At 60.9% G+C, this 20027-nt stretch carries 15 protein-coding genes; 3 read left to right on the top strand and 12 right to left on the bottom strand.

What is annotated here, in order from left to right:
• Positions 1 to 6 precede the first annotated feature (6 nt).
• The 9 genes from BV106_RS35625 to ilvB form a co-directional block, all read right to left on the bottom strand.
• Positions 7 to 1689: a methyl-accepting chemotaxis protein gene (locus BV106_RS35625; RefSeq protein WP_051945857.1), complete on the bottom strand. Its 1683-nt coding sequence runs from the start codon at positions 1687 to 1689 to the stop codon at positions 7 to 9.
• Positions 1690 to 1707: 18 nt separating this feature from the next.
• Positions 1708 to 2316: a YfiR family protein gene (locus BV106_RS14810; protein WP_051945859.1), complete on the bottom strand. Its 609-nt coding sequence runs from the start codon at positions 2314 to 2316 to the stop codon at positions 1708 to 1710.
• 66 nt (positions 2317 to 2382) lie between these two features.
• Complete coding sequence (locus tag BV106_RS14815) at positions 2383 to 4647, bottom strand: TonB-dependent receptor (protein WP_038165852.1); 2265 nt, start codon at positions 4645 to 4647, stop codon at positions 2383 to 2385.
• A 296-nt stretch (positions 4648 to 4943) separates the two neighbouring features.
• A complete protein-coding gene (locus tag BV106_RS14820) occupies positions 4944 to 6269 on the bottom strand; it encodes a hybrid sensor histidine kinase/response regulator (RefSeq protein WP_038165853.1) in 1326 nt (441 codons plus the stop codon).
• Positions 6270 to 6587: 318 nt separating this feature from the next.
• Positions 6588 to 7193: an ATP-binding protein gene (locus BV106_RS14825; RefSeq protein WP_051945861.1), complete on the bottom strand. Its 606-nt coding sequence runs from the start codon at positions 7191 to 7193 to the stop codon at positions 6588 to 6590.
• Positions 7138 to 8817, bottom strand: a complete 1680-nt coding sequence (locus BV106_RS35630) for a PAS domain S-box protein (RefSeq protein WP_265595691.1) — start codon at positions 8815 to 8817, stop codon at positions 7138 to 7140. The genes BV106_RS14825 and BV106_RS35630 overlap by 56 nt, the downstream gene beginning before the upstream one ends.
• A 238-nt stretch (positions 8818 to 9055) precedes the next feature.
• The gene (gene ilvN / locus BV106_RS14830; RefSeq protein WP_051945865.1) at positions 9056 to 9601 is read right to left on the bottom strand and encodes an acetolactate synthase small subunit; all 546 of its coding nucleotides are present in this window, start codon (positions 9599 to 9601) and stop codon (positions 9056 to 9058) included.
• Between the two features lie 46 nt (positions 9602 to 9647).
• On the bottom strand, positions 9648 to 10010 hold the full coding sequence (locus tag BV106_RS14835; RefSeq protein ID WP_038165955.1) for a four helix bundle protein: 363 nt from the start codon (positions 10008 to 10010) through the stop codon (positions 9648 to 9650).
• Between the two features lie 52 nt (positions 10011 to 10062).
• Positions 10063 to 11790: a biosynthetic-type acetolactate synthase large subunit gene (gene ilvB, locus BV106_RS14840; protein WP_038165856.1), complete on the bottom strand. Its 1728-nt coding sequence runs from the start codon at positions 11788 to 11790 to the stop codon at positions 10063 to 10065.
• A 243-nt stretch (positions 11791 to 12033) separates the two neighbouring features.
• On the opposite strand from ilvB, the gene polX reads away from it, so the two are divergent.
• Positions 12034 to 13767, top strand: coding sequence for a DNA polymerase/3'-5' exonuclease PolX (gene polX, locus BV106_RS14845; RefSeq protein ID WP_038165857.1), 1734 nt, complete (start codon positions 12034 to 12036; stop codon positions 13765 to 13767).
• 66 nt (positions 13768 to 13833) lie between these two features.
• On the opposite strand, the gene BV106_RS14850 is transcribed toward polX, so the two are convergent.
• Complete coding sequence (locus BV106_RS14850; RefSeq protein ID WP_038165858.1) at positions 13834 to 15396, bottom strand: hypothetical protein; 1563 nt, start codon at positions 15394 to 15396, stop codon at positions 13834 to 13836.
• Between the two features lie 133 nt (positions 15397 to 15529).
• Between BV106_RS14850 and BV106_RS14855 the strand changes: the two genes are divergently transcribed.
• Positions 15530 to 16333 (top strand): arginine deiminase-related protein, encoded by an 804-nt coding sequence (locus BV106_RS14855; protein ID WP_038165860.1) that lies wholly within the window; start codon positions 15530 to 15532, stop codon positions 16331 to 16333.
• Positions 16334 to 16557: 224 nt separating this feature from the next.
• Positions 16558 to 17019: a YbaK/EbsC family protein gene (locus tag BV106_RS14860; protein WP_038165861.1), complete on the top strand. Its 462-nt coding sequence runs from the start codon at positions 16558 to 16560 to the stop codon at positions 17017 to 17019.
• A 61-nt stretch (positions 17020 to 17080) separates the two neighbouring features.
• On the opposite strand, the gene BV106_RS14865 is transcribed toward BV106_RS14860, so the two are convergent.
• Positions 17081 to 18469, bottom strand: coding sequence for a hypothetical protein (locus tag BV106_RS14865; RefSeq protein WP_038165863.1), 1389 nt, complete (start codon positions 18467 to 18469; stop codon positions 17081 to 17083).
• Between the two features lie 3 nt (positions 18470 to 18472).
• Complete coding sequence (locus BV106_RS14870; protein ID WP_038165866.1) at positions 18473 to 19990, bottom strand: aldehyde dehydrogenase family protein; 1518 nt, start codon at positions 19988 to 19990, stop codon at positions 18473 to 18475.
• Positions 19991 to 20027 lie beyond the last annotated feature (37 nt).

A 20027-nucleotide genomic window follows, 5' to 3' on the forward strand; every position in this document is an offset into this window, starting at 1 on the left:
GCTGTCTCAAACACCATTTGAGGGCGGGCCAGTCACCGGCTTGGGGAGGACCAAGGCGGGAGCTGCGGACTGGCTGGCCATGTGCTGCAGTTTTTCGCCCATTTCGTTGAGGCGACGGGCGGCGGCTTCGAGGTGACGCGCGCTCTCAACATTCTGTCCGCTGGCTTGTTTCACACTCTCCATGGCGGTGGCCACGTGATCCATGCCCACGAGCTGTTGTTGGGTGGAGGCGGAGATCTGCTCGGCGGCCTGCGCAGCCTGCTTGACGCTCTCGGTAAGAGCCACGATGGCCTCGCCGGCCTGGGTGGATTGTTGCACGCCGGCGTCCACGGCCTTGGTGCCCATCTCTGTGGCCATCACCGCAGCGCTGGTCGCGTTCTGAATGTCCTTCAAGATGGCGCGCACCTGGGTGGTGGCCTGCCGGGACTGCTCGGCCAGGCTGCGCACCTCTTGAGCGACGACGGCGAAGCCGCGGCCCTGCTCGCCGGCCTTGGCAGCTTCGATGGCCGCATTGACCGCGAGCAGATTGGATTGGGCGGCGAGATCCTCCACGGCAGTGACGATCTGGCCGATGTCCTGGGTCTGATCACTGAGCCGGACCATGCTCTCCGCGATGGCTTCCATCTGCTGCCGGATGCGGTTCATGCCCTCCACGCTGGAGCCAGCGGACTTGCGACCGATCTCGGAGATCTGGGCGGACTTCTGGGAGGACTCGACCACGTTGCGTGCCTTCTCACTGGAGAGGTGCACCGTCTGGCGCACTTCTTCCACGGTGGCAGTGGTCTCAGTGATGGCGGTGGCAGTTTGGGAAGCAGTGGCGGAGGCCTGGGTGGTGAAGTTCAGGATCTCCCGTGCGGAGTAACCCAGGACATCCACGCTCTCCGTGATCTGCGTGGTCTGCGTATGCATGGCCTCATTGGCGGAGACCAGGGCAAACCGTTTTTCGTCGATCTCCTTGAGGGCGGTCTTCAACTCACTGCTCTGCCGGTCGATGGCGGTGAGCATCTGGTTGAAGACATCGGTGAACTTGCCCAATTCATCGCCGCCGAAGCGTTCCGCCCGCACACTGTAGTCCTTCTTGTCTGCCACCTGTTGGGCGGCGCTTGCGAGGGCAAGAATGGGCCGGGAGATGATGCGCTGGAAAATGGTGGCAAGGAAAGCTGTCAGCAGCATGGAGGCGGCAAGCACCACCGCCCCGATCTCCACATACCGGCGGAGGTGGGCATTGATACGCTGCGTGTCTGCGACCAGGCAGATGGTGCCGATGCGCTTGCCTCCCAGCGTGACGGGGCGGGGCAGGATGATGCGGTTCCCGGAAAATACAGTGGTTTCGTCGGTGGGCGCCGTTGCGGAGGGGGGCTCGCCACGCTCCCGCAGGAAGGTGGCGAAGAGCTTGCCATCGGCTCCGTAGAGGGCCGCGGAGACAATGTCTGGCTCCGCGCTCAAGGCGCTGAGAATCTCCTCGGCCTCGCCCTTGGTATCAGTCGCCTCTGAGAGGGAGAGCGTGGCGGTGCTGTTGGCCGCCAGCACATCCGCCAGGATGGTGAGGGTGCGCGTCTGGTCTGCGCGGTAGGTGGCGCGCTCATACGCCACGTACGCGAGACTGGCGAGGAGGAGAGAGGCGGTGCTCGACAGCAGCACGCCCAGCATGAGCTTGCGTTTGATGGGCACATCTCGAAATCGAATCATGGTGAGATCCTTCCTGAATCAGCCTCCACGGTGAATTTTACCCAGGCGGACCAGCTTGGGGCTGACTTCCAAACCGGCGCGTTGGGCGGAGTTCACATTAATCTCGAAGCCCACCTTGCCTCCCTGGAGGGTGAAGTTGATGACGCCGCCCTGATCACAAAACTGATCAGCCTCTCCCACTGTGAGAATGCCGGATCCTTGCAGGGAGGAAAGGATCTCACCCAGCCGGCCCGCTTCTGAACGACTCACGAAGATGAACTGGCAGTTGCGCAAGTCATCCACCCGGCGGCCATTTTTGATGACGATCTTGCGGCCGTTGGAGGTTTCTCCCCGCGTGGCGGACTGCAGGGCTCCGCCAAAGGGATCGTCTCCAAGCACGCCGATCATCAGAGGGGCATTGGCGTCCGGGAACGATCTTGCTGGCCACTTGACGAACTGGGAGAAGTTGAAGAGGAACACGGCCTTCACCTGATATTCCGAGGACTGGGCCTCCGCCGTGGATGGCGGCACGAGAAAGGTGAGGAGCAGGGCAAGAAAGAAACCCAGGGGCGGCCGGGGGGCGCGGCAGTCCCGGGGCCGCAGCAGGCTCGCGGGATTGGGGGGCGCTTTGCTAACCATGGCATTCATGGAGGGAGTGCGGCGGGTGGGAGTAGAGTGATTCGTGGAAACAACAAGTCAGGTCTTCGGCGGTCGTCAGAAACTGATCCGGAGGCCGAGCACCCCGCCAAAGGTCTCCTGAGGCTGCGCAACGGGGAGAAAGGCGGTGGTGGCGTTTTGATTGTTGGTCAGATTGCGGATGCTGGCATAGATCTCCACGCGGTCCGTCGGCTTGTAGAGCAGGTGGAGATTGAGCTCCCACGGCGTGTTCATCTCATCTGCGAGATATCCGGGATCCAGGTTCCTTGGCGTGGACCGGGCCACGAGACTGGGGGTGATGAAGAACTTGTCGGTCACGGCCCAGGTGGCGCCCAGGCGGAAGTTGTGAGCAGAGATGCCGTTGAGCCCGCTGACTTCTCCCGCCGTCTCGGCCTCAAAGGTGGTGTAGGAATAGGAGAACCAGGTGCTGAGGCTCCGGGCCAGTTTGACCCGGCCGTAAAAGTCCACGCCTGCATTGTGGCTGGTGCCGCTGTTCACCGTGCGGGTGAGCGTGCGGCCCTGAGTCCCGGCCACGTCCAGGAACACCAGATCCTGGAGGATGTTGGGCTCAGACCCCACATCGGAAACGAGGATGAGATTGCTCTGCTCCCCGTAGTACATGCTCACCCCGAGGTCCACCTTGTCCTTCACGTAGGTGAAGCTGAGCTCATGCGTCTTGGAGGTCTCCGGCTGGAGCTCAGGGTTCGAGGTATTGAGGACGTCGCCGCGGTCGTAGGTGGCGAATCCGAAGTACGGAGCGGGGGAGATATACGCCCAGGAGTAGGTGTACTTGGCCGTCAGTTCATCGGTCACCTTGTAGATGATCGCACCGCGCGGAGTGTAGGAGGGGTCCTCAATGCGGGTGTCCTTGTCCACGCGACCACCGGCGATGACTTTCAGGGAAGGGGTGATCTCCCAGCCCACTTCGAGGTAGGCTCCGTACCGCTCAAAATCCACCTCGACGACGCGGGGAATCTCCTGGCGGGACTCGGGATTGCCTGCCTCCGTGTAATACACGAAACTCCCACCCTGCTGCACGATGCTACCATCGCTGCCACGATTGGCACCACCCGGGACAGTCGATTTGGGGATGATGTCGTAATTGGTGTAGATGCCGCCCAACAACGCAGAGACCGTTGGGGAGATCTCGATGCGCAAGGTCTCCTCAATGCTGAGGCTGATGCCTTGCGCGTACTTGTAGTCGTTGAAGAACCAGTGGTTTTGATCCTGGGGGAAGACGTAGCGGCTGTGAGGATCGACCTCGTACCAGTTGTAAGTGATGGCGGAGTCCAACGTGACCTTGTCAGTCATGTGCCACACGTGCTTGGCTTCCGTAACCCAGGAACGATCCTGCCAGCGCGCCTCGGGCAGGAATCCGAGCACGGCTGGGCCGTAGCCTTCGGAGCTGCTGCGCTCAGAATCACGATACCAGCTCTGAATGGAGAAGTCTCCGTACTCAAACTTGGCAAAGGCGTTCAGGCCATAATCCATGCGATCCAGGCTGGTGCCATGGCCCTTGGTCTTCGCGATGTCACGGAACTCCTTCCACCAGTCGGGATACTCACGGTCCAGCCGGCTGAGTTCCGAGTCATGGTACTGCACATAGCCCGTCAATGAGATGTTCTCTTCGGCGTCGAAGACCTTGCCGAAGGAGCCCCATATTTCGCGTTCGGCATGAAACCCACCTTCAATGGCTCCATCGATGACAAATCGCCCGTCCGCAGGTGGGTTCTTGGTTTTGACATTGATCACGGCGCTGATCGCGTCCTGCCCGTACAACGTTGAACCGGGTCCGTAGATCACTTCGATCTGCTCGGCACCGCGGACGCTGAAGTCAGAGCGCAGCGGGAAATATTCGCCACCGGGCGGGTTCACGCGCATGCCGTTCACCAGGACCACGATCTTGTTGTTGCCGGTGATGCCGCGAACCGAGACCTGGGTGCCGATCTCTGTGAACAGATACTCTGAGACATCCATTCCGGGCAGGTCCCGCACGACGTCACTGAGTTGGGTGTAGCCGCGCAGGTTGATGTCTGTGCTGTCGATGACAATGACCGTGCCGGGAGCTTCCGTGGCTTTTTCGGCCTTTTTTGAGGCGGTGGTGACCGTGGCCACCTGCACCTTCATCAGTTCTTCAAGGCTCAGTTCTTTGAGTTGCTGAGTCTGTGCGGGAGTGCTGATCTGGGCCGCACCGTTGGGAGACTGGGCGGGGGTGGCGGGGGCGTAGAGCAGGAGGGCGACGGCCCCGGCGATGCCTGGACGGCCGGCCGCCCTGGCGACGGCTGCCGCACCGCTCCGGGCCAGAGCATGGTAAGAGTTCATGGCTGGGTTGGGATGAATGATGCACTGACAAAACCTTGGGCGTGCGCGCTACTGCCGGGGCATGGGCCATGGCCATGTCATCGATCCCGGCACGGGAGGTGGCAGCAAATAAGCGCGAGGTGGTGCCAGCCTGTGTTCACCATGGGGGCAGCGCCGTTCATCGGCAGAATGCACATGCTCATGGGCTGAACTTTCCGCGGCCATTGTTTGCTTGCTGCACTAATGGATATCGGAAATGACATAAGTTGGGAAGCTCAAAAGTTCATGCATGCAAAAAAGCAACCTCACTTCGCGATTCATGAGGCCACGCCTTCTGCCGGAACTTCCACCGTGGGCTGTAACTTGGAGATGTTGGTGAAGTCTGCTTTGAGCATGATTCGCACTCTCACTCCATTGCCTTCCTCGAGGTTCTTCACCTGAAGGTGGCCCCGATGCAGTTCCACAATGCGCTTGGCCACGGGGAGACCCAGGCCAGTGCCTTCACCTGTGGGCTTGGTGGTGAAGAAGGGCTCGAAGATGCGACGCAGTATCTCCGGCGGGATACCAGGGCCATGATCGATCACTTCCATCAGCACCACCTGATCCCCGGGACGCAGCAGATCCATCTCGCGCAGACCTTCGTTGCGCTGCATGGTGATCAACTCGCCATGCATGGTGCGAATTTGCACCACACCGCCGTTTGGCATGGCCTGTGCCGCGTTGATGATGACGTTGATGATGACCTGGACCAGCTTGGAGCGATCTGCCCGAATTTCGGGCACATTCTCGGTAAGTTCTGTCACCACCTCCACTTTCCGGCGAGTAAGTTCATGCTGCACCATGTGGATGGCGTCAGTCACCAGATCATTCAAGGAGCAGGGCCGCATCTGCAATGTCTCGGAACGGGAGAAGTCCAGCATCTCGTGGATGATGCGTTCAGCGCGCGTGATCGCGTCCTGCATGTAGTCGATCATGGTGCACGCAGGCTCTGGCAAGGTGGTGCGACGTCGCTGGAAGTAATCCACGCCCATTTGAATGGTGGCGAGCGGGTTCTTCACCTCATGAGCCACACTGGCGGCAAGGCGGCCGAGCGAGTCGAGCTTCTCCGCCTGAATGAGCTGCATCTGCGCGGTCTCCAACTCCAGCTTGGCAGCGCGCAGTCGCTCGTTGAGTTCAGCCATTTCCCGGCGGTGGCGCTGGCGCTCCACAGCGTAGAGGATGGAGCGCATGAGCAGGTCCCCGTTGATCGAGTCTTTAGGGAGATAGTCCTGAGCACCTTGTTGCACGAAGGTCAGAGCCAGTTCGTGGTCGGTGGTGCCACTGAGGATGGTGATGGCGGTGAGAGGGGCCAGCTCCCGCACGCGGTGGTAGGTCTCCGGTCCATGACCGTCAGGGAGGTTGAGATCCAGCAGAATGACATCGAAGGGCTCATCACCTGCCTGCTCCAGCCTGGCACTGGCATCGTGCAACGAACGGGCGTGAATCAACTGGGGCGTTTTGTCGAAGGGAGCGTCCTTGAGATGCTCCTGGAGCAGAAGGAAGTCGGAATCGTTGTCCTCAATACAGAGGATGCGGATGGGGAGGCGGGCCAGATCAGCGGCCTTGAGCTGGGCACCATCCAGCAGCGTTTCTTCGGCATTCATGTGAGCACGTAGAAGGAGTCGTGAAACAACGGGGAGACGCGCAACAAACAGCGCCCTAAGCAGCACGTGGAAACGCGCCGGGTGTGATATGGAAAGTGGGGGCTCTGGCCCCCGAGTTTGGATCAGCCGGAATTCTTGATTTTTAGCGGCGGATTTTTCCCATTAATGACACGTTTATTCAAAATTGCAATTTAATAAGTAAATGGCAGAGCCGTGGGTCGGGAATTATCCTAAAAGAGGCGTTTCCAAGCCATCTTTATGGCGACGCAGTTGTAAATGCCATAGTGCCGTGGCGTGAATTATGGAACTTACGGGAGTCTAGCTGGGGAGACTGAAGAAAAAGGTGGCCCCTTTGCCGGGCGAGGAGTCCACCCAGATCTGGCCGTGATGACGCTCCACAATGCGTTTGCAAAGGGCCAGGCCAATGCCGGTGCCCGGATACTGCTCCCTCGCGTGCAGGCGCTGGAAAATGACAAAGATGCGGTCAAAGAACTTGGGCTCGATGCCAATCCCGTTGTCACGGACGGAGATGACCCACTCTCCCCGGCAAGGCTGGGCGCTGACGTGAATGTGTGGTGCCTGCTCGCTGCGGAACTTGAGCGCGTTGCCAATGAGGTTCTGGAACACCTGGCGTAACTGCAGCTCATCCGCATTCACAGTGGGGAGCGTGTCTGCGGTGATGACGGCCGAGGATTCCTTGATGGTGACTTCCAGATCTGTGAGGACCGACTGGACGAGCTGTCCGCAGGAGACGGGCGCAAGCTCGCGTCCGCGTGTGCCTACCCGTGAATAGGAGAGCAGGTCCTGGATAAGATTGCGCATGCGGGCAGCACCATCCACAGCGGTGGCGATGAACTGGCCAGCCTCCTCATTGAGATCGCTCTTGTACCTGCGTTCCAGAAGCTGCAGGTAGCTGGTGATCATGCGGAGGGGCTCCTGAAGATCGTGGGAGGCGATGTAGGCGAACTGCTCCAGCTCCTGATTCGAGCGCCGCAGATCTTCCTCGAACCGCTTGCGCTTCGTGATGTCGTGCATGATGGCGGTGTAGATGACCCGGTTTCCGGTGTGGGTCACGCTTACCGACATGATGAGGGGGACAATGCTGCCGTCCTTGCGGCGACCGAGGAGCTCCCGGCTCTGGCCTTGGCGATCGGCATCCGTCGCACTGGAGGCATCCGGGCCGGTGTGGGCGGGAGAGAGCAGGTTGGGAGCAGGGACGATGACGCTGATGTTGCGGCCGATGATCTGCCCCCCGCTGGTAGCCAAAGATCTGCGCAGCGGCAGGATTGATGGATTGGATGAGGCCTTTGTCATCCATGGTGACGATGGCTTCTACCGCCGTCTCCAGGATGGAGCTAAGGCGTGCTTCCCGGTCGCGAAGCTCCATCTCTGCCTGCTTGCGGTCAGTGATGTCCGTGGCGATCCCGCCCAAGGCGATGACTTGACCATCCGAATCCAGGACGGGAAACTTCACGCTGACATAGGTGTGGGCCACGCTGGCATGGGGGGCGATTTCCTCCAGCACCATGGCCTGCCCGGTGGCGAGCACTTTGGCGTCGTTGTCGCGGAAGGCGCGGGCAAACTCTGGGGGGAAGATGTCGTAGTCATTTTTGCCCGCCATCTGTTCCTTGGTCAGATGAAACAGCTCTTCGAAGCGCCGGTTCACCATCTGGTAAACCCCGTCCCGGTCCTTCAGGAAGACCACGGCGGTGGTATTGTCCAGAATGGCCTGGAGGCGGGCTTCCAGCTCGTGCTGGGTACGGTCGGCCTTGCGCTTGGCGGTGAGATCGCTGGCGATGCCCAGAAAGCCGGTGGGCTGCCCGGCGTCATCCCGCATGATGGTGACGGTGAGCATCACCGGCAGCCGGCTGCCGTCCTTGCGGAGGTAAGTCCACTCGTTTTCGTCCGGCGGCCCGAGGAGGGCTTTGGCTACAAAGGTATGGAAACCGACTTCAACGGGGAAGCCGAGCTCCTGGGTCAGAGCGGCAGCCCGGCGGGCGATCTCCTGTGGATCGTGGAAGATCGAGGGGCTGGTCTTCCCGATGACCTCCGCGGCCTTGTAGCCCAGAAGCTGCTCGGCACCGACGTTGAATCCCTGGATGATGCCATCGGTGCGACAGGAGATGATGGCGAGGTTGGCCCCGTCCAGCATGGCGCGCTGCAGGGCGCTCTTGGCGCGTAGCTCATCTTCAAGCTGCTTGAATCGCGTCGTGTCCCGGGCGGCAGCGAAGATGATCTGCCGCTCCATGTCAGGCTGGGCCCGCCACTCGAGCCAGCGATAGGTGCCGTCCTTGCACCGGTACCGGTTCTCAAAGGCAATGGTGTTGGACCCCGTGTTGATGCGACTGGCCTCCACCTCAGTCCGGGCAAAGTCATCCGGGTGGACAAAGGCCCGGTACGGCTGGGCCATGAGCTCCTCTGTGGTGTAGCCAAGGGTGCGTTCCCATGCGGGATTCAGCCTCTTGAAATAGCCATCAAATCCGGCGATGCACATCAGATCCAGGGAGTGATCGAAGAAGCTTTTCAGATCGGCTTCGTCACTGTTCATGATGCTCATCTCCCCAGGATTTGTTCCACGTTTATTAATAGTAGCGAAACGCTTTGCCGCTTGGCAAGAACGTAGTTTGAGATTGAAGGCCTGCCTCCAGCCGGCCTCTATGCAGGCGGGAGGGGTACTGGGTACCACTTTGGTGGTATGAAGGTGGCAAGGCAAAAAAATGCCCCGCATGCACTGGGCAGGCGGGGCAAAAAGGGAAGTGTCTGGAATTCGGCCAGTCCGATGTTGGCTAGGTCTCGGCCACGCCACGTGCCATCACCACTTTACCGGTGCGCACCGTTTCGATGATCTCGAAGCGGCCCAGCAGGTTGACGGCGGCGTCCACCTTGTCGCTGTTGCCGGTGATCATGATGACCATGGACTGCTCCTGCAGGTCCACCGTTTTGCCGTTGAAGTGCTCGATGATCTGAAGGATCTCCGTGCGGTGCTCGGCAGTGGCCAGGATCTTGATGAGAACGAGTTCCTTCACCACGGCATCCTTGTCGGAGTGCTCGTAGCAGTGGATCACGTCGATGAGCTTGTTGCACTGCATGATGATCTGGTGCAGGCCTTCGGGATGGCCGCTGATGCCCACGGTCATGCGGGAGAAGCGGGGATCACGGCCCTGCGACACCACGAGGGAGTCGATGTTGAAGCCGCGGCGGCTGAACACCTGACAGATGTGGCCCAGGACACCCGGCTTGTTCGACACGTACATGCTCAGGGTGTGCACGTTCACGATGTCGGGCTGGGGGGCGGGTTTGCGATCGGTAGTGATGATGTTGCGGTCGGACATTTTGGGGAAAGTAAAAAGTTAAGAGTGAAAAGTGATAAGTGGAGAGCTAGCCGCTGAATTTCGAGATGATCGTGTTGAGCATTCGTTCGATTTCGGAACTGAGAGCGGCTAGAGATTGGTGGTCTTGGATCGAGAGAAAGCCGAGGTCTCGGCAGAGTTCGAGTTGTGTTTGGGTTTCAAAAAGTGACCCTCTGGAGAATTGCAGGAATCTGACGTAGTCAGGGAATGATCCGCGTCCATTTCCCTCAGCAATGTTTGAGGGGATGGAGACGGCGGCCCGTCTGATTTGTTGTGTCAGTCCAAACTGCTCTTCTTTGGGAAACTTGCGGGAGACCAGGTAGATCTCCCGCACCAGTGCCATCGACTTTTGCCAAACCACCAGATCTCGATAACTCTTGATCTCACCCATGACAGCCATCTCCGGCACTTTTCACTTTTTACTTACCACTTTTTACTAGCTACTACGTCGAACCCACGGGCTTCTCCATCTTGTGCTTCGGAGGCTCGATGAGCATGTCCTCCAGGGCCGCGCCGGCGGGGATCATGGGGAACACGTTTTCGGTCTTGATGCACTCGGCTTCGATGAGGCAGGGGCCTTCGTTGTAGTCGAGGGCTTGCTGGAGGACGCGCTCCACATCGGCGGGGCGGCGGATGTGGAAGCCCTTGATGCCATAGGCCTCGGCGAGCTTCACGAAGTCGGGGTTGCCGATGAGATCCACGCCGCTTTCACGGTTGTCGAAGAACAACTCCTGCCACTGGCGCACCATGCCGAGGTAGTGGTTGTTGAGCACGATGATCTTGAGGGGCAGCTTGAGGATGGCGGCGGTGGCCAGTTCAAACAGGGTCATCTGGAAGCCGCCATCACCGCTGATGGAAACCACGATGTCATTCGGGCAGCCGAGCTGGGCGCCGATGGCTGCGGGGAAGCCGAAGCCCATGGTGCCGGCGCCGCCGGAGCTGAGCCACTTGAAGCTTTCGTCGTTCTTGTAGAACTGGGCCGCCCACATCTGGTGCTGGCCCACGTCGGTGGAGACGATGGCCTTGCCCTTGGTGAGCTGGTAGAGCTCGTCGATCACCTGCTGCATGCGCAGGCCACCCTGCTTCTTGTAATTCAGCGGGAACTTCTTCTTGTAGCCGTCCAGCGTCTCGTTCCACGTGGTGGTGTCGAGCGGGCTGAGGTGCGGGAGCAGCTCCTTGAGAGCAGCTTTGGCATCGCCCTTCACAAACACATCCGCCCTGATCATCTTGTTGGCCTCGGCCTCATCAATATCGAAGTGGACGATGTTGGCGTTGCGTGCGAATGCGCTTGGCTTGCCGATGATGCGGTCGTCGAAGCGGGAGCCGATGTTGATGATGCAGTCGCACTCGCAGATGGCCTTGTTGGCGTAGGCGGTGCCGTGCATACCCAGCATGCCCAGGCTCAGACGGTGAGTTTCAGGAAACACACCCTTGCCCAGCAGCGTGTTGGTCACGGGGCAGTTGAGGGTCTCGGCCAGGGCCATGAGCTCCTTGTCGGCGCGGGCGATCATCGCGCCGTGGCCGGCGAGGATGAGCGGACGCTTGGCCTGCATGATGAGCTTGGCGGCTTCTTGAACGGACTTCTTGTCGATCTTGAGGGACTCCTCAGGATGATAACCGGGGAGGTCGATCTCAGCATTGAGGTCGCCGGTGAAGGGGCCCTGGCTGATGTCCTTGGGAATGTCGATGAGCACCGGGCCGGGGCGGCCGGTGGTGGCGATGAAATGGGCCTCACGGGCGATGCGCGGGAGGTCATTCGTGTTCTTCACCAGGTAGTTGTGTTTGCACACAGGGGTGGTGATGTTGAAGATGTCCGCCTCCTGGAAGGCGTCCTTGCCCAGCATCCACGACACGGTCTGGCCGCAAATGACGATCATCGGCACGGAGTCCATCTGGGCGGTCATGATGCCCGTCACGGTGTTGCCAGCGCCGGGGCCGGAGGTCACCAGCACCACTGCGGGCCTGCCGGTGGCACGGGCATAGCCGTCAGCCATGTGCACGGCACCCTGCTCGTGACGCACCAAGACGAACTTGATGTTCGATTTCACGGTCTCCAGAGCGTCGAAGATCGGCAGTGCGGCTCCGCCGGAATACCCGAACACGTACTCGATCCCCAATTGGTCGAGTGTCTTGATGAGCGCTTGTGCGCCGTCCAATTTTTCGGTGGTCATGAGTTGGTCTCCTGAAAAGTGCGAATTTAGGGGGTTAAGCTCGCATGAAAGGGCTGTTCAGCAATCGAAAATTGCATTTTTTTGGTCAAAATGAAGTTTTCGTGAACTGTGCCGGTCTTAAAATTGGCGAATTGTCTCTCGAAATGCGTCTGGGGCGCAGTGGGGGTGTGTGAAGATTGGATGGATTTACGCTGTGACGCACATTTCGTTGCGTCGTTCGAGTTCATCGCCACTCTTCGCAGCATGACTGCTGAAGTGATGGCCACCGTTTTGCGCAACATCGCGCTCCTGCTCGACCTCAAAGGGGAAAACCCCTTCAAGACCCGGGCTTACAATACGGGAGCGGAGATCGTGGAGACCTTCAGTGGGGACATCGTGGCCCGTGCCGCCGCCAATGACCTGAAAGGGGTGAAAGGGTTGGGCGATGCCCTGCAGCAGAAGCTGAATGAGTTGGCCAGCACGGGGAAGCTGGAGTTCTATGAAAGGCTGCGGGCAGAGTTCCCGGAGGGGATCCTTGCGCTCTATGATGTGCAGGGACTGGGCGGAAAGAAGATCAAGATGCTATGGGAGCAGCTTCAAGTGGGAAACCTGGCGAGCCTGAAAGCAGCGTGCGAAAGCGGGGCGGTGGCCAAGCTCTCTGGGTTTGGCGACAAGACCGCAGCGAAGATCCTGGAGTCCCTGGCATTCCGTGAGAGTCATGCCGATGAATTCCGTCTGGAACAGGTGGCGCCCACCGTGGAACTGATTCTAGGGATGCTGCGTGAGCATCCCAATGTGTCGCGTGCCGGGGTGGCGGGAAGCTACCGCCGGGCCAAGGAGACGGTGCATGATCTGGACTTCCTCGTCTCCACCAAGAATCCTGGACCGGTGATGGAGGACTTTGTGAAGATGCCGATGGTGGCTCAGATCCTCGCGCAAGGAGAGACCAAGTCGAGCGTTCTGCTGGAAAGCGGCGTGCAGTGTGACCTGCGGGCAGTGACGAGTGCAGAGTACGCCTGCGCCATGGTTTACTTCACCGGGAGCAAGGAGCACAACGTGGCCCTGCGCCAGCGGGCGCTGGCGAGGGGGCTGTCCCTGAATGAATACGCGCTGTCCCCCACCCAGCCGGGTGGGGAAAGTCCCGAGTGCTATGATGAAGCTGACGTGTACCGCGCGCTGGGGCTGGACTTCGTGGAGCCAGAACTGCGGGAGAACACTGGCGAGATCAAGGCCGCTGAGGAAGGAGACCTGCCCAAGCTCGTGGAGATCTCGAACCTGAGGGGTGTGTTTCACAACCACACCACGGCCAGCGATGGCGTGAACTCGCTGGAGGAGATGGCCGAGGAGGCTCAGGAGCTGGGGCTGCAGTATCTGGGCATCGCTGACCACAGCAAGGCTTCCTTCCAGGCCAACGGGTTGGATGAAAAACGTCTGCGTGCTCAGATCGCAGAGATCCGCCGGCTGAATGCCACTTATGAGGGGTTCAAGCTGTTTGCCGGGAGCGAGGTGGACATTCTGAAGGATGGGTCGCTCGACTTTTCAGATGAGTTGATGTCGGAGCTCGACTACGTGGTGGCCTCAGTGCACAACGTCTTCACCCTGCCGGAGGCGGAGATGACGAAGCGTATCATCCGCGCCATTGAGAACCCGTATGTGACCATGCTGGGCCACCTGACGGGGCGACTGCTGCTGCAGCGCCCATCTTATGCAGTGAATGTCCCCGCCATCATTGAGGCGGCAGCCGCCACCGGCACCATCATCGAGCTGAACGCCAACCCCTGGCGTCTGGACATGGACTGGCGCTGGTGGAAGCTCGCGAAGGAGAAGGGCGTGAAGTGTTCCATCAACCCAGATGCACACTCCACTCGCGGCCTGCACGACGTGTTCTATGGCGTGAGGCTGGCTCGCAAGGGCTGGCTGACCCGGGCCGACGTGGTGAACTGCCTGCCGCTGGGGCAGATCGAGGAAATACTGAAGGGGAAGAGGGATAAGGGCTAAGGGAAGAGGGATAAGGAATTGGGGAGATGCTCGCGCATCTCCCGCGCTTCCGGTTTCCCGCTCCCTCTATTTCACCTCGGGCTTCACGCTGCCGTAGGTCCAGGCCCGGCCGAAGGGCGGTGCGGGGAGGCGCTCGGGCATCTTGTCCGGGGTCATCTGTTTGGCGAGTTCGATGCCGGCATCAGCCATCTGGGTGCCGGCGGTGACCTCCAGGTTGCTGTAGAAGGAGAGGCGGGTTTCATAGCCGCCGCCATTCGGGCCAAAGGCTTCCTCCGTGGGAACATAACCGGTGCAGCCGTTGGCGAGTTCCACCGGGAAGGTCATGGGGAAGCCGGTTTCCTTTTTGATGCGCAGTCCATTGGCCACGAAGTATTCCGCAGGATTGCTCACGCAGACGAGGGGCCCCACCTGGAGGGCCTGAACCTCGACTTCACATGCGGGTTCTTTCTGGACGAGGGCATCGAGCATGACGATCTCCTTGGCAAACATCCAGGCGGTGGTGTCGCCCTTGGGCTTGGGCTGCTGCACGAGTTCTGTGCTTTCCTTGACCCGCTCGGGGGAGGGGATGCGGCGTTTGATCTTCCAGACCTTTTGCCTGGCATCGAGCCGGGCTTCGGTGGTCTTGGGCATGGAGAAGATGACCTTCACGGCCTCAGCCCCCACGCGCCCACCCACCAGGCGGCTCCACTCCTCCGGGCCAGGGCGCTGGAACTTGCTGAAGTTGTCCACCTGGGTGACATCGCCACAGGCCCCCTGGAGGAAGACCACTGGCACGCGGGTGTGCAGGGCGCCCTGGATGGTCTGCTCCAGGTCATAGATCCAGTTTGCGGAAATACCGCCAGGATTGGTGGTGGCGTGGCAGGAGAAGTTGACCATCACACCCAGGAGATTGCCCGTCATGTCCCAGGCGGCCACTACACCCACATCGGGGTCGATGGGGCCGGCATAGTCCACGTTGTCGGGATTGCCTACGCCCGGGTGGCTCCAGGCCTCGCCGTTTTTCATTTTGACGCGACGGTTGAAGGCGACCTTGTCCTCCGTCCCGACGCCGAATCCAAGCTGGGCGGGCACCTTGTTTTTGTCGGCCCAGACGACGCCATCGACGATGGCTTTGATGACGGTCTGTAGGTAGCCGGGGTCCGCGCAAGAGGACTCTTCATAGGCGAGCTTTTTGACCAGATCGCTGGCGAAGTCGAGTTCACCCGGCTGGATCATGCCGACTGGGCCGGAGGAGTGGGAGTGTGAGGCTCCGATCATGACGGCATCGCCGGGAATGCCGCACTTTTTGGTGATCTGCTCACGTGCTGCCAGAACCACGCTGCGGGGGACAATGAGGGCGTCCAGACCGACGAGGGCGACGCGCTTGGTGCCATCGTCAAAGACGCCGACGCGCACCTTGCAGGGATCATGAAACGTGGTGTGGAAGGACTTGCCGTAGCCACCGGGCTGCTCCATGCCGATGGCCGGGGTGATGTCCCGCTCGGCGAAGCCGGCTTTGATGTTGGAGGAGGCCTCTGGCGTCTTCACGCCTGCGGGGGATGCGGGCGCTGCCGCGGAGGCGTTCCAGAGCAACGCGCAGGTGGACAGGCCGGCGGCGAGCGTCAGGCAAAGAGCATGGAGTGGCTTCATGGAGTCGCTTACGGCACGGCAAGGGGCGAATATTCCAAGATGAGGACAATATGCGGGGTTGTGGTGACATTTGCGCGGACCATGAGGGGCAATAGGGTGGGCAGGACGATGACGGGCATGGTACACTGGTTTCATGAACCGGATGTTGCTCTGCCCGCCGGACTACTATGGGGTGCGTTACTCCATCAACCCCTGGATGGACCCGGCCCAGGGAGTGGACCACGCACTGGCCGTGAGGCAGTGGCTGGCGCTGAAGTCGAAACTGGAGGAGCTGGGGTGTGGCGTGGATGTGATGCTGCCTCAGCCCGAGTGGCCGGATCTCGTTTTCACGGCCAACGCGGCCCTGATTCAGCGGCAGCGCTGCATACTCAGTCAATTCAAACACCCGGAGCGTCAGGGAGAGACCCGCTGGTACCGTCAGAGACTGGGCAGGGATGGCTATGAGATGACGCTGTTGGACGGTGATTTCTGTTTTGAAGGGGAGGGCGACGCGCTGTTCTGTGGCGAGCGGCTCTATTGCGGGCATGGATTCCGCACGGAACCCGCAGCAGTGGAAGCGCTGGAGAAGGTGCTCGGGATCGAGGTTGCGGGGGTGCGTCTGGTGAACCCTCACTTCTACCACCTGGACACCTGCTTCTGCCCGCTGGCGGATGGCCTGGCCCTGTGGTACCCCGATGCCTTCGATCGCGCAGGCCAGGAACGGGTGAGGCGGGAAATTCCCCATCTCATGGAGGTGTCAGTGGAGGAGGCCGGCAGGTTCGCCTGCAACAGCATTGTGTTGGGCCGGGACCTGTTGATGCCAGAAGGGTGCCCGGAGGTGTCCCGGCTGCTGACCCGGTGCGGATACAGGGTCCATCCTCTACCCATGAGTGAGTTCCTCAAGGCTGGGGGCGCGTGCAAATGTCTGGTGCTGATCCTGGAGCGACGGGGAGGGTGAATTGACCTCGCCAGTCTGGTGCAATCATGGTATGCTGATGGTCAGTCAAAGCTGTAGTGTGCCCTGCTCATGGCGTGCACCAAGAGCACGCCGTGTGGTGCCGTGACTTGAAGGAGTTGCTGGTTCCCGCCCAACGCCGGCTGCCAGCGTTCGCCATTGCTGACTGACCCTGTGGCAGGCTGGGCCGGAGACTGGGAAATGTCGAGAGATGAAAGGAGGTGCGTATGATTGCGAAAACGCTCAAAGCGTTCCTCGACCAGAGGAACATCAAGTATGTGGTCGTCGCGCATTCGCCTGCCTACACCGCCCAGGAGATAGCCGCCTCTGTGCATGTGCCGGGGCAGTTTCTCGCGAAGACGGTGATGGTGGTCATTGACGGGGCACTGGCCATGGCGGTGCTGCCTGCCAACCAGCGGGTGCTCATAGAAGACTTGCGTGATATCACGGAGACGGATGATGTGCGTCTGGCCCACGAAAGCGAATTCCGGGATGCCTTTCCGGATTGCGAGTCGGGGGCGATGCCGCCGTTTGGCAACCTGTATGACATGTCTGTGTATGTCTCGCCAGCGATGGCGGAACGTCACGAGATGGTCTTCAGCGCCGGGTCCCATCATGAGGTGATCAAGATGGCATGGCGTGACTATGAACGACTGGTGAAACCACACATCGTGAACTTCACGATGTAGGTGCGGGTCTGCCAGTCCCGGCCGTCCTGAATCGTTCGGGCGGCCGGTTGAAAGCAAGGGCTCAAGTCGCAGGCATCATCTTCCGCGGATCCACGGCGGCGATGATGGCGCTGACGGATTTCTGATTGAACCCCTTGAAGCCGCCTTTGCGCTGGAGGTTCTCCAGGTGACTGCCGATGGCGCCTTCTGCGAGAAAGCGCTTGGCCTGCTCGGCGTCGATGGACCCGGCCTCCACCAGGGCGTGGACGCGTTCCGCCCGGACCTGCCAGCGTTCACCCTCGGTGAAGGCCTGCTTGAGGAAGGGGAGGTCGGAGAAAGGCTTCATGGTGTTGATGCCTTCGCCGGCCAACTGGTCGCGCAGGAGCGCGTGATCAAAGCGGCACTCCAGGTGGTGCATTCCGGATTCAAGGAAACTTTCACCATGAAGCCCGGTCCAGAGTCCGATGGTGCCCAGCTTAGGCTGGGGTGGCAGAGGCTGGCGGGAAAAGTCGATCTCCGTGTCCTCGGGCAGCAGGTCCACATCGCAGAAGGAGACGATGCCCTCCACCGGCTGTTCTAGAATCTGCGCGCCCCAGCCTGCCTGGTCACCGGCGTAGTAGCGCTCGCGCCGCTCAAAGCCAAGCTTCTCCATCACGCGCATCAGGTTCACAAACTGGGTTCGTGAACTGCGGAAGGTGTGATGATCGTGATTGGCCCATCCCAGTCCGAGACGATCCTGCCGGGCTTTCTGCACCTGTGCGGCCCGGTTGCGCCGCTGCCAGAACTCTCTTTCGCCAGCAAAGACCAGATGGCAGGCCAGATCTCTACCCACCATGGCGATGATCTCATCCAGCAGGGCAAAGGTGAGTTGGTAGCCATCGTCAGCGCTGGCGAAGCGACGCTGGCGGATCTTCCACAACTCCATGGCCTGAAGCAGATGGCCGGTCATGCCATCGGCGCGATGGGCCTCAGGCAGAAATCCGCGATACCCCCGCCGCTCCACGGCATAGAAGCAGGTGCCGTGCTCATCTGAGATGAGGGCGCGGCGAAACTTGCTGAGCGGCGGGCCCTCTATCTCCCGGGAAATCTCATGCACAGCCATGAAGTCCGCGAGGCTCTCAGCATGAATGGCGAGGGCATTGGGGTAGCGGTCGTGGCCCTCCTCCAGGATGATGCGGGGCAACATGGCCTCCGGGTGATGCCAGGCAGCGTGCTCTGGAGGCGTCTCGGCGGTGATGTCTGGAACAAAACCAAGCGTGGTGAGGACCGGGCCATGGTTCTCGGAAAGTACAATGTAGTCCACCCAGTCCAGCAGCAGAGTTCCGGTCTCCGCGCTCATGCGGTCTGCAAGGGTGCGGGCGAAAGCATTTCGAGTGAGAAAGAGCTCGATCTGGGCGAGCAAGAAGTCTTCGGCCTCCTGGCACACGGGCCAGTCAAAGCGATTTTCGCGGTTGGGGGGCAGCGCGCTCATGGTTCAAGATCCTCCGAAGTGGATGCCCTGGGCGAGGGGCAGGGTGGTGCCGTAGTTCAGGGTGTTGGTCTGGCGGCGCATGTAGTTCTTCCAGGCATCGCTGCCGCTCTCCCGGCCGCCGCCGGTGTCCTTTTCCCCGCCGAAGGCACCGCCGATTTCCGCCCCGCTGGTGCCGGTATTGACGTTGGCCAGGCCACAGTCGCTGCCAGCAGGGCTGATGAAGGTCTCCGCTTCCAGGAAATCACGGGTGAAGACGGCGGAGCTCAGGCCCTGGGGCACGTCATTCTGCCAGGCGATGGCCTCGGCAAAGTGGCGGTAGGGGATGAGATACAGCAGGGGGCCGAAGGTCTCTGTGCGGAGGAGGGGAAGATCCTGGTCGCACTCCATGAGACAGGGGGTGACGTAGCAGCCGCCGGGCTGATCCAGAGGTCGGCCGCCATGGATCACTTTGCCGCCCTGATGTTTGGCCTGCTGGACGGCATCCAGATAGTGTAGGGCCGCATCCCGACTGACCATGGGGCCCATTACGGTGCTGCGGTCGAGCGGGCTACCGATGCGCAGTGAGCTGTACGCGTCCCGCAACTGGCTGCGGAAGGCGTTGAAGATGCTCTCATGCACAAAGACGCGGCGGGTCGAGGTGCAACGCTGGCCGGCCGTGCCGACGGCTCCAAACACGACCGCGCGCAGGGCGAGTGCCAGACTGGCGGATGGGGTGACGATGACGGCGTTGTTTCCTCCCAACTCCAGCAACGTGCGCCCCAGCCGGGCCTGCACGGTGCGGGCGAGACGGCGACCCATGGCGCACGACCCGGTGGCGGAGATGAGGGGGAGGCGCCGGTCTCTGGCCATGCACCGCCCGATGGGGCGTGCGGTGCCACATACCAGGGTGAAGAGCGCGGGAGACACGCCAGTCTGCCGACAGGCCTGCTCCGCCAGCCGGGTGACGGCAATGGCGCACAGCGGGGTCAGGCTGGAGGGCTTCCACACCACAGCGTCCCCACAGACGCAGGCCAAGGCGGCATTCCATGCCCAGATAGCGACGGGGAAATTAAAGGCGGTGATGACGCCGATGGTTCCGAGTGGGTGCCACTGTTCCATGAGCCGATGTTGAGGCCGCTCGGAGGCAATGGTCAGGCCGTGGAGCTGGCGGGAGAGACCCACCGCGAAATCGCAGACGTCGATCATTTCCTGAACCTCGCCCTCGGCTTCGTCCAGGATCTTGCCCGTCTCCCATGCCACCAGACTGCCGAGCCGGGTCTTGTGCTCCCGGAGCAGCAGGCCGAAGCGTCGCACGAGTTCGCCACGCTGTGGTGCCGGGGTTATCCTCCATCTTAAGAAGGCCTCCTGGGCCCGCCCGACGGCGTCATCGTAGTTGGCGGCGGTACCTTCCCGCACGTGTCCGAGGAGCTCACCGTCCACAGGTGTGATCACGTCTTCCACCGGGCCCGCACCATGCCAGGCGCCATCGAACACCCCGGCATTCATCTTCCCTAGACCCAGGGCTGTCATGGCGGCATGCATGGATCTGCGGGCAGAGGATCAAACGAGCATGCTCGAC

Origin of the sequence: Verrucomicrobium sp. BvORR106 (genome assembly GCF_000739655.1) — a bacterium.
In the GTDB taxonomy this organism is placed as follows: Bacteria; Verrucomicrobiota; Verrucomicrobiia; order Verrucomicrobiales; family Verrucomicrobiaceae; genus Verrucomicrobium.